At 76.8% G+C, this 10,432-nt stretch carries 10 protein-coding genes; 3 read left to right on the forward strand and 7 right to left on the reverse strand.

Annotated elements, in window-relative coordinates; all coding sequences use genetic code 11:
• Positions 1 to 232 precede the first annotated feature (232 nt).
• From EDJALFJO_RS12935 to EDJALFJO_RS12960, 6 genes are all read right to left on the reverse strand, one after another.
• Positions 233 to 1,162 (reverse strand): hypothetical protein, encoded by a 930-nt coding sequence (locus EDJALFJO_RS12935; protein WP_088285832.1) that lies wholly within the window; start codon positions 1,160 to 1,162, stop codon positions 233 to 235.
• A complete protein-coding gene (locus EDJALFJO_RS12940) occupies positions 1,162 to 2,586 on the reverse strand; it encodes an ATP-binding protein (RefSeq protein ID WP_088285833.1) in 1,425 nt (474 codons plus the stop codon). The genes EDJALFJO_RS12935 and EDJALFJO_RS12940 overlap by 1 nt, the downstream gene beginning before the upstream one ends.
• Complete coding sequence (locus EDJALFJO_RS12945; protein ID WP_233149840.1) at positions 2,583 to 3,308, reverse strand: response regulator transcription factor; 726 nt, start codon at positions 3,306 to 3,308, stop codon at positions 2,583 to 2,585. The genes EDJALFJO_RS12940 and EDJALFJO_RS12945 overlap by 4 nt, the downstream gene beginning before the upstream one ends.
• Positions 3,309 to 3,377: 69 nt before the next feature.
• The gene (locus tag EDJALFJO_RS12950; RefSeq protein WP_088285836.1) at positions 3,378 to 4,178 is read right to left on the reverse strand and encodes a hypothetical protein; all 801 of its coding nucleotides are present in this window, start codon (positions 4,176 to 4,178) and stop codon (positions 3,378 to 3,380) included.
• 109 nt (positions 4,179 to 4,287) lie between these two features.
• Positions 4,288 to 5,289 (reverse strand): ABC transporter ATP-binding protein, encoded by a 1,002-nt coding sequence (locus EDJALFJO_RS12955; protein ID WP_088285838.1) that lies wholly within the window; start codon positions 5,287 to 5,289, stop codon positions 4,288 to 4,290.
• Between the two features lie 129 nt (positions 5,290 to 5,418).
• Positions 5,419 to 6,681 (reverse strand): AGE family epimerase/isomerase, encoded by a 1,263-nt coding sequence (locus EDJALFJO_RS12960; protein ID WP_088285840.1) that lies wholly within the window; start codon positions 6,679 to 6,681, stop codon positions 5,419 to 5,421.
• Positions 6,682 to 6,830: 149 nt separating this feature from the next.
• On the opposite strand from EDJALFJO_RS12960, the gene EDJALFJO_RS12965 reads away from it, so the two are divergent.
• Positions 6,831 to 7,784 (forward strand): serine protease, encoded by a 954-nt coding sequence (locus tag EDJALFJO_RS12965; protein WP_088285842.1) that lies wholly within the window; start codon positions 6,831 to 6,833, stop codon positions 7,782 to 7,784.
• Between the two features lie 2 nt (positions 7,785 to 7,786).
• Positions 7,787 to 9,196, forward strand: a complete 1,410-nt coding sequence (locus tag EDJALFJO_RS12970; protein WP_088285844.1) for a glycoside hydrolase family 15 protein — start codon at positions 7,787 to 7,789, stop codon at positions 9,194 to 9,196.
• 36 nt (positions 9,197 to 9,232) lie between these two features.
• On the opposite strand, the gene EDJALFJO_RS12975 is transcribed toward EDJALFJO_RS12970, so the two are convergent.
• Positions 9,233 to 9,697 carry a MarR family winged helix-turn-helix transcriptional regulator gene (locus EDJALFJO_RS12975; protein WP_088285846.1) on the reverse strand — a complete coding sequence of 155 codons (465 nt, stop codon included), beginning with the start codon at positions 9,695 to 9,697 and terminating at the stop codon, positions 9,233 to 9,235.
• Positions 9,698 to 9,832: 135 nt separating this feature from the next.
• Between EDJALFJO_RS12975 and EDJALFJO_RS12980 the strand changes: the two genes are divergently transcribed.
• A partial coding sequence (locus EDJALFJO_RS12980) for an FAD-dependent monooxygenase (protein ID WP_158220419.1) occupies positions 9,833 to 10,432 on the forward strand: 600 nt, incomplete at its 3' end.

The following is a 10,432-nucleotide window of genomic DNA, read 5'->3' on the forward strand; positions in this document are numbered from 1 at the left end:
TCGTGCACCGGCAACGACCCCTCCGACACCCGGTGACCAGCCGACGCAGCAGGAAGCGCGGCGTCCGGCTCATGGCCGGGCGCCTCGCCCCAGGTCTGCTCGTCGCTGCTCACGAGAACAACACTACGGACAGGGCCCGACAGTCTGACCACCGCGAGACCCGTTCCGGCAGAACAACTTTGCGTGACGGCTCGCTACTCGTTGACGGTCGTGTGCGTCGTCGCGCGATCCGTCACCGGACCGCCGGATCCCGCACCGGCAACCGCACCAGCACCGCGGCGAGCTCCGCGTTGCGCCGGACGAACGGCTCCCAGGCGTCGGGGCAGGCGACCGGGGCCGCGGGGCGGTCGCACACCTGCTGCTCCCACCCGTCGAGCCGCCCGCCCCGCACCCGGAACGACACGAGCACGCCGTCCGACCAGCCGCTCGGGGCGAGGTCGCCGCCTGCGTCGACCGTGACTCGTTGCGGCGCGACGACCCAGTCGACCGCGGCGAGCTCCTCCTGCAGCCTCGCCGCCACCTCGAACTGCTCCTGCGAGACGGCGGCGTCCCGGCGGGCCAGCAGGTCGGCGCGGACGGCGGCCACGGCGGCGGGATCCCGCTGCAGGACGGCGGACACCGCGTCGACGAGGTCGGGCAGCCGGGCGTGGTCGACGCCGCGCAGCCTCGCCATCTCGCGCTCCGAGCCGCTGAGCGTGCGGCCGGCGTACGCGAGCGGGTGCACCCGGTGCAGCGCGGAGACGGCGAGCCGGGCCTGGCCGCCGCCGAGGTACGGGCCGAAGCAGACGACGTCCGGCCCGGACGACGGCAGGTGCACCGCCTCGAGGCCGGGCGACTGCGGGGACGACGTGAGCCTCAGGTACGTGGGGATCTCCAGCCCGCCGCGGGCCCGGTTCCACCGCGGCAGCCGGCGTTCGAGCAGGTTGCGCTCGACCCAGGCCGCCTCGTGCTCGGACGCGCACACGAGCGCCTCGACGGCGACGACCTGCGGCACCATCCGGCGCAGCCGCGGGCGGTCCCGCAGAGCACCCCAGTAGGACGCCACCCGGCGGCGCAGGTCGCCGGCCCGTCCGACGTAGAGCACGCGGCCGGCCTCGTCGCGGAACCGGTAGGCGCCGGGCTCGGCAGGCAGCGCCGCGACGGCGTCCGGCCGTGCGCCCATCAGCGGTCCCATGCCGACGGCCCGGCGGGAAGCGTCATCACGGCGCGCGTCCCGCCGCCGGGCGCAGCCTCGACGGTCGCCGCCCCGCCGTGCTCGGCGGCCGCGTCGGCGACGATCGCGAGGCCCAGCCCGCTGCCCGGCAGCGAGCGGGCGTCGTCCGCGCGCCAGAACCGCTCGAACACGTCGGTGCGGTGCTCGACCGCGATGCCGGGCCCCTCGTCGTCCACCGTCAGCCGGACGGCGTCCAGCTCGCCCCGCGCCAGCCGCACCGACACCGTCGACGCCGGCGGCGAGAACTTCACGGCGTTGTCGAGGAGGTTCACCACCGCCCGCTCGAGCGCGACGGCGTCCGCGTCGGCGAGCGTGCACGGCGCGACGTCGGCCTCCACGGTGCGGCCGCCCGCGCGGCGCCGGGCCCGCTCGACGGCGGCGGCGACGACCTCGTCGAACCGGACCTCCCCGCGCGGCCGTACCGGCTCGTCGTGGGAGAGGACGACGAGCTCGGAGACGAGGCCCGAGAGCTCGTCGAGCTGGCCGGTGACGTCGGCGAGGAGCGCCTCGCGGTGGGCCGCGGGCAGCGCCCGCCCGGTGCGCTCGCTGCGGACGAGGAGGTCGAGGTTCGTGCGCAGGCTCGTCAGCGGGGTCCGGAGCTCGTGCCCCGCGTCGGCGATGAGCCGGGCCTGCCGGGAGCGGGCGTCGGCGAGCGCCGAGGTCATGGCGGTGAACGCGGTCGCGAGCCGGCCGACCTCGTCGTCGGCGGGCACGTCGCGCACCTCGACCCGCACCGTGAGGTCCTGCGTGCGGGCGATCGTCTCCGCCGCGTCGGCGAGCGCCCGGACGGGGCGCAACCCGTTGCGGGTCACCGCGTACCCGGCGAGGACGGCGAGCAGCGCGCCGGGCAGGCCGATGACGAGCAGGGTCAGCCAGAGCCGCCGGGCGAGCACCCCGAAGTCGGTGAGGTCACCGCCGACGCGGGCGGTCCAGCCGTTGTCGAGCGGGCGGGTCAGCACGAGCACCGGCTGGCCGAACTCCCCGCGGACGGCGGGCAGCGAGGAACCGGTGAGCATCCGCAGCTGCCCGGGCATCGGCTCGGCGACCGCGAGGTCCGGCGTCCCCGGGACCCGGCACACCGTGCCGTCGGGTGCGGTGAGCTGCACGAGCACCTGACGCTGGCCGCTCAGCGCCACCGGGGCCTGGGTCGTCACGGTGGAGCAGAAGGTCGCGGCGTCGGTCGTCGCCGCGATCGGCAGTCGTCCGAGCGCGTCCGCGACGGCCTGCAGCTGCTCCTCGACCTGGGAGACGGTGGTCCGGGCCGCGACCACCACGACCGCCCCGCCCGCGACGAGGAAGAACCCGAACCCCGTGACCGCCGTCCGCAGCGCCAGCCGGGCGAGGAGCGAGCGCGGCCGCCCCAGCCGCCTCACGGCGTCCCGCCGTTGCCGTTGCCGTTGCCGTTGCCGGCCGCGGGCCGGACGACGTACCCGACGCCGCGCACCGTGTGCAGCAGCCGCGGCCGCCCGCCCGTCTCGGTCTTGCGCCGCACGTACCCGACGTAGACCTCGAGGGTGTTCGAGCCCGGGTCGAAGTCGTAGCCCCACACCTCGGCGAGGATCTGCGCCCGGGTGAGCACCTGGCGCGGGTGGAGCATGAGGTACTCGAGGAGCTCGTACTCGGTGCGGGTCAACGGGACAGGCTCGCCGGCCCGGGTCACCTCGCGGGCCGCGGTGTCCATCCGGAGGTCGTCGACGACGAGCACCTTGCCGCCCTCGGCCGTGGCGCCGGCCCGCCGCAGCAGCGCCCGCACCCGGGCGAACAGCTCCTCGAGGGCGAACGGCTTGGGGAGGTAGTCGTCGGCGCCGGCGTCGAGGCCGCGGACCCGGTCGCCGGTCGACTCCCGGGCCGTGAGCATGAGCACCGGGACGCCGTCCCCGGCCGCCCGCAGCCGCCGGCAGACCTCGAGCCCGTCGACCTTCGGCAGCCCGAGGTCGAGGAGCACGAGGTCGGGCCGGTGCGTCGCCACCGCCGCGAGCCCGGCCTCGCCGTCTGTCGCCGAGACGACGGTGTAGCCCTCGAACTCGAGGCTGCGCTCGAGGCTGGCCCGCACGGCGGGGTCGTCCTCGACGACGAGCACCAACATGCGGGCCATCCTCGCGGGTCCGGGGAGCGGGTGGTGGGACGGGCGGTCCGGTGCGCCGGACCGCCCGTCAGGGGAACGTCAGGCCGTGACGTCGCGGCGGACGAACGACGTCGCCGCGGCGCCGGCGCTCGCGAGCAGGTACCCGGCGGCGGTGACGAGGGCCGCGGTGAGCGTGACCTCGGCGGTGCCGTTCGACGCGATCGCGGACAGCAGCTGCCCGGGGAGCCAGCGGGCGGAGCCGTCGACCGTGCCCGAGATGATCGTCTCGACGAGGAAGAGCCAGCCGAACCCGATGGCCACCGCGGGGATCGAGGCCCGCAGGAGCACCCCGAGCGCGCTGCCGAGGGTGGCGTAGCCGGCGGTGGCGAGCGCGACCTCGCCGACGGTCCGCAGCGAGTCGCCGAGGCCGTCTGCCGTGAACCAGGTGCTCGTGTCGACGCCCTGGCCGGCCGCGAGCGCCGAGGCGACGCCGGCGGCGACGACGGTCGCGACGAGGACGGAACCCACGGTGAACGTGACGATCGCGGCCCAGGTACCGGTGAGCCAACGGCCGCGGTGCGGTTGCCGGACGAGCATGTTGCGCAGCGTGCCGGTCGTGTACTCGCCCGCGAAGGCGGCCGCGGCGACGCAGAGCGCGATGATCCCGAAGAGGCTCACCGCGCTGCTCAGCCCGGCGAGCAGCCCGGACGCCTGGGAGAGGCTCTCGATCGTCGCGCCGCCGCCGGGCCTGGGCGGCCCGTCGGTCACGGCGGCGTCGTCGGCGAAGACGAACGTCAGCGTCGTGACGAGCGCGGTGACGGCCGCGGTCGCGGCGTAGGTGCCCCAGAGCAGGGCGGGCCTGCGGAGCTTGGTCCAGGCGGCGAGGAAGGATCCGTACATCGGAGGTCTCCTGACGGGGCGAGGGCGGGTTCTGGGGACGGGCAGACGTGAGGGCAGAGCGGAGGGAAGGAGCGGGGACGGCGCAGGACGACGCCGCCGGCGCGACAGGTCAGCGGACGTCGCCGCTGCCCGGGCCGGTGAGCGAGAAGAACGCGTCCTCGAGCGTCGGGCGCTCGAGCTCGAGCCGGGTGAGGACGACGCCCGCACCGTGCGCGCGCCGGTTCAGCTCCGCGGCGCGGGCGAACGCCTCGGCGTCCGGCGTGCCGGCCGCGAGCGGGACGGTGACCTCGCCGGCGGCGGCCGACGCCGCCCAGTCGAGCGCGGCCGCGACGTCGGCGAGCACGTCGGCGTCCTCGGGGCGCTCCGTCCGCAGGACGATCCGCGGGTGCTGGGTCGCGACGAGGTCGGCGACGGTGCCCTGGAAGACGAGCCGGCCCTGCCGGATCATGACGAGGTGGTCGGCGACCTGCTCGACCTCGGCGAGGAGGTGGCTCGACACGAGGACCGTCATGCCCTCGTCGCGGAAGGACGCCAGCAGCTCGCGCATCTGGGCGATGCCCGCCGGGTCGAGGCCGTTCGTCGGCTCGTCGAGGACGAGCAGGCGCGGTTCCGGCAGCAGGGCGGCGGCGATGCCGAGACGCTGCTTCATGCCGAGGCTGTAGGAGCGGAACGCGTCGTCGCCGCGGGCGCCGAGGCCGACCCGGTCGAGCACCTTCGCGACACGCGCGGTCGGCAGGCCGCCGGCCCGGGCGAGGACGAGGAGGTTGTCCCGGCCGCTGAGCGCGGGCGTGAACGCCGGGCCCTCGATCATCGCGCCGACGCCGCCGAGGTAGCGGCCCGGGTGGGACAGCGGCTCGCCGAGCACGGTGCCGGTGCCCGAGGTCGGCCGCACCAGGCCGAGGAGCATCCGGATCGTCGTCGTCTTGCCGGCCCCGTTCGGGCCGACGAAGCCGGAGACGACCCCGGCGGGGACCTCGACGTCCAGAGCGTCGACGACGGTCCGGCCGCCGTAGGACTTCGTGAGGCCCGTCGTCCGGACTGCGGCCGGTACGTCGCGGTCGAGCGCGGGAGCCGGAGCGGTGGCGCGGGGGTCGGTGTCGACGAGCGTCATGGTGTCCTCCTGGTGGCGGGCCCCCGGCGCGTTCGCGGGGAGCGTTCGCGGGGAAGCTGTCTTCCAGGAGGTTCGTTCCCGCACCTGAGAGCCGGGTAAGACCGGTGCCGCACAGATCGTGAGAACGGCTCAGGCGTCGAGCAGCCCCCGGGCGAGCGCCGACGCGAGGCTCGGCGCGGCCGGCAGCCGGGGGATCAGCGTCGCCTGCAGGGCGTGGTAGGCGTCCGACTTGCCGTCCCAGACGGTGGACGACGGTCGTCCCTGCGGGTCGAGCTCGTGCCACCAGGAGCCGCCCGCCCGGTCGACGACGTACGTCGCGACGTAGTCCCACCACGTCTCGTACCAGGTGCTGTACTCCGGCTCCCCGGTGACCCGGGCCAGCGTCGCCGCGGCCCCGACCGCCTCGGCGGCCACCCAGTGCATCCGCTCCCGGACGACGGGGACGCCGTCCCAGCCGTGGGTGTAGACGAACCCGGGGTGGCCGTCGACGGCCCAGCCGTGCGTCGTCGCGGCGGCGAACAGGCCGCGGGCGGCCTCCCACAGCCACGCCGGCGCGCCGGTCCGGCCGTGGTCGCCCGCACCGCCCGGGTCGGCCGCCGCGTCGAGCGCGGCGTCGAGGTGGAGCAGGAGCCGCGACCACTCCAGGCCGTGGCCGACCGTGACGCCGTACGGCCGGAACTGGTCGGCGGGGGTCTCGGCGTTGTACTCGAGCAAGGGTTGCCAGGCGGAGTCGAAGTGCTCGGGGATCATCCAGCCCGTCGTCCGGGCGAAACCCATGACCTTGTCGGCGACCCGCAGCGCCTGGTCGAGCCGCCCCGGGTCGGCGGTGACGTCCGCGGCCGCGAGCAGGGCCTCGACGAGGTGCATGTTCGCGTTGACGCCGCGGTACGGGTCGGCCGCCGTCCAGGCCCGGTCGTAGGAGTCGACGACCATGCCGTCGTCCTCGCGCCAGAACCGCTCGTCGACGACCCGCAGGGCCTCGGTGAGCAGCGCCTGCGCGCCGGCCGCCCCGGCGAGCACGGCCGAGGACGCCCCGAGGACGACGAACGCGTGCCCGTACGCCTCCTTGGTGACCGAGACGGGCCCGTCGTCGTCCGCGCTGGCGAACCAGCCGCCGTGCTCGTCGTCGTGGAGCATCCCGGTGAGGGCCGCGACCCCGTGCCCGACGAGCGGTCGGCAGCCCGGCCGGCCGAGGAGCGTCCCCAGGGCGAACACGTGCGTCATCCGGCAGGTGATCCACAGGTGCACCGGGTGCGCGGGGTCGAGCCGGCCCTGCGTGTCGAGCCACCCGAACCCGCCGGCCGGACGGCGCGAGGCCCGCGCGAAGTCGAGCAGCCGGTCCGTCTCGGCCTCGAGCCAGCGGGCGTGCGCGGGCCGCTTCAGCCACGTCATGGCGGGTGGTTCTCCTCGTCCGTCCGGAGGCCCGTGGGCCGGTCGGCGCTCACGGTAGTGCCCGTCGCCGGTGCCGCCGCAGGACCACGTGGCGGGACGCACCCCGGAACCTGGTGTCCTCCGGCGCACCCGCGCGTCAAGATGAGCCCGTGACCTCCTGGCTCTCCCGGCTGCTGCGGCGGGGCGCCCCGCTGCCGCGCGGGGTGCCGGCCAGGCCGTTGCCGGCCGTGACCGTCCCGGCCGGCGCGGGAGCCCGGGACCGGGCCCCGCAGGGGCCGACCCTCGACGACGGCGGCGGGCCGTGGCTGCCGCGCTGGGAGCCGCTGCCCCCCGTCCCGCCGACCCTGCCCATGATCCGGGCCGTCCCTCCGCGCGGGGCGGCCCCGTCCCGGGACGCCGGCAGCGGTCACAACCGTCCGGTGCCGCAGCCCATCGAGGGCGCCGGCCTGCCGTGGTCCGCCGTCGGGCGGGTCGACGTCCCGGGCGGCTGGGGCAGCGGCGTCCTCGTCGGTCCCCGGCACGTGCTCACCGCGAGCCACGTCGTCGCGTGGGGCCGGGGCGGTCGGCCCGCGCCGGACCGGGCCGTCCCGGGGTGGCTGAGGTTCACCCCCGCGGCGCGCCCGGGGCGGGCGCCGCACGGCGTCGCGGACGGTGTCGCGGTGCACTACGCGCTCGCCGTCGTGCCCCCGGTCATCGAGCCGTTCGAGGAGCGCTACGACTACGCGATCTGCGTGCTCGACCGGCGGATCGGTGACGACGTCGGCTGGCTCGGCGTCCGCGGGTACCGCGACGAGTGGGACGGCGAGCCGCTCTGGACGCTCGTCGGGTACCGCGGTGCGACGGCCGCGCACGCCGAACCTGTTGCGGTGTCGGGGCTCCCGCTCGACGGGCACGACGAGCAGAGCGACGACAGCCAGGTCATGTTCCACTCGGCGGCGGTCGCCGTGGGTTCGTCGGGCGGGCCGGTCCTCGCGCAGTGGCCGGGGGAGCCGGTGCCGAGCGTCGTCGCCGTCCAGAGCTGGTCGAACGAGCACCGGTCCGGGGCCTGCGGCGGCCACCGGCTCGTCGAGCTCGTCGCGACCGCGATCCGGGAGCACCCCTGAGCGTGGCCGGGGACCTGTCCGGGGGCCCTCCCGTCACCGGCCGGTCCGCCGTCCCGCGGCTGCGCCGGTTGCGGCTGCCGGCCGCCGTCCTCGGGGTCGTCGTCGTCGCGGTGGCGACCATGGGGTTCGTGCCGCGCGGGCGGGCGCCGTCGCTGCCGTCGTCGCTGTACTCGGTGGGTGTCGGCGTGGCCGCGGACGGCGGCCGGGTGCCGCTGCCCGTCGGGAAGGACGCCGGCGAGAACCCCTTCTACCCCGGGACGCGGGTGCTGCTCCCGGCCCGGACCGCCACGCTCGCCGAGATCGTCCGGGCCCGGGCCCGGGCGGCCGACGAGCGGGCCTGGCTGGCCGCCGCCTGCCTGCCCGGCACCGGCACCCGGTTCGCCGACCTCTCCGCGACGGCCCTGCTCGACCTGCGCGTCCTGACCCTGCCCGGTGGTGCCCTCGTCGCCGGGTGGACCGACCGCTGGCGGTACGTCTGGCCCCGGGACGCCTCGGCCGGGGCCGCCGCGCTCGCCGTCTCCGGGCACGTGGACGACGCCGTGCAGGTCATGGCGTTCGTCGAGCGGCAGCAGCGCCCCGACGGCCGCTTCGAGGCCCGCTACCGCCCCGACGGGTCGGGTGCCCCGGACGACCGCGGCGTCCAGCTGGACGGCAGCGGCTGGGCCCTCTGGGGGCTGGCCGCGGTGGCCCGGGCGACCCCCGCACAGGACCGGGCGGGCGTCGTCGCGGCCCGGCGGGCGCTGCTCGACCGGTCCGTCGCGGCGCTGCTCCGGGTCACCGCGCAGGGCCGGGAGCTGCCGCCGCCGTCACCGGACTACTGGGAGGTCCGCGAGCGCCGGGTGACCCTGGGCAGCGTCGCGCCGATGATCGCCGGGCTGCACGCGGCGTCCGAGCTCTACACGGTGCTCGGCGACCCGGGGCGGGCCCGGGAGACCCGGCGGGCCGCCGAGCGGCTCACGGGCACCGTCCGGGACCGGTTCGCGGGCTCGGGCTATCAGCGTTACCCGGACCGCGGCGGCGCCGACAGCGCCCTGGCGATGATGATGCCGCCGTTCCAGCCGGCGGCGGACCCGCAGGTCGTCGCCGCGTTCCGGGCCGCTCCGGCCCGGCTGGCCCGGCCCGGCGGCGGGCTCGCCCCGGGCGAGCAGTGGCGCGAGCAGACGGTGAGCTGGACGCCGGAGACCGCGCTGTTCGCGCTGGCGTCCGCGGCGTCGGGCGACCGGGACGAGGCCGTGCGCCGGCTGACCTGGCTGGACTCCCGGCGGACGCCGCTCGGGGCGCTGCCCGAGAAGGTGCTCGCCGACGGCCGCCCGGCCGGGGTCGCGCCGCTGGCGTGGACCGCCGCGCTCGTGCTCCTCACGCTGCACGAGCTCGACGGGACCGCGGGCACCGGCTGCGCCGCGCGGCGCTGAGCGACCGGCCCGGGCCCGGCCGGCGCGGCGTCGCTGTCAGGTCGGCGGCGGCAGCAGGTCCGTGAGGAAGGCGAGGACGGCGGCCCGCTCGGCCGGCGTCCGCCGTGCGAGGGCGGCGCGGCTGGCCTCGGCGTGACCCGCGTAGTGCGGCGCCACCCGCTCCGCGAGCGCCGCCTGGTCGAGGACGACCACAACCTTGCGGCGGTCCGTGGCGTCGCGCTCGCGGCGGACGAAGCCGTTGGCCTCCAGCCTGTCCAGCACCCCCGTGACCGTGCCGGTCGTGAGCCGGGACAGCCGGGCGAGCTCGCCGGGGGTCAGCGGGCCGTGCACCTGGAGCAGGGTGAGGAACTGGGAGTCGCTGCTGCCGAGCCCCAGCCGCTGGGCGATCTCGTGGTTCGACAGGACCGCCTGCGCGATGAGGCGCTGGAGCAGGAACGCGACGTCGGCCCCGGCGGCGTCGCCCTCGCCGCCTTGGGGTGTCCCGTCCTGCGCGTCGGCCATCCCCGGCCCTCTCTGCGTCTTGCCAAACGCTCGTCTGTCGAAGAGACTCGTCGAAACAAGTATCTCGTTCTCTCAAGATACTTGTCGTGACGAGTTCAGCCTAGCGGCGCCAGCGCCGGGGAACAGGGGTGCCGCGTGCCTGCTGCGACGGTCGTCGGCGGGGGGATCGCCGGGTGCCTGACCGCCGTCGCGCTCCGCCGGCTCGGCTGGGACGTCGAGGTCGCGGAGGCCCGCCCCGCGGACGCCGACGACCTCGGCTCCTTCCTGACGCTGCAGAGCAACGGGCTGGCCGCGATGCGTGCGCTCGGCGTGCTCGACGCCGTCCGCCCGCTCGGGTTCGCGACGCCGGTCATGGACCTGTGGTCCGCCACCGGCCGTCGCCTCGGCAGCCTGCCGCTCGGTCCGCCGCTCGACGACGGGACAGCGGCCAGGACGGTCCGCCGGGGCGACCTCTACCGGGTGCTGCGCGAGGCGGCCGTCTCGGCCGGGGCGCAGGTCACGGCCGGCCGGCGGTGCACCGGCGTCGTCGAGACCGGCGACCGGGCCGTGGCCACCTTCGCCGACGGCTCGACGGCGGCGGCGGACCTGGTCGTCGGCGCGGACGGCGTGCGCTCCGTGGTCCGCCCGGCCGTCTCCGGCCGCAACCCGGGCGCCCGCTACCTCCCGCTGCTCAACCTCGGCGGGTTCGCCCCGGCGGACCGTCCTGGCCGCTGTCCCGTCGTCGAGCGGCGGACC

The sequence above is a fragment of the Kineosporia sp. A_224 genome, from assembly GCF_002198655.1.
Classification (GTDB): domain Bacteria; phylum Actinomycetota; class Actinomycetes; order Actinomycetales; family Kineosporiaceae; genus R-H-3.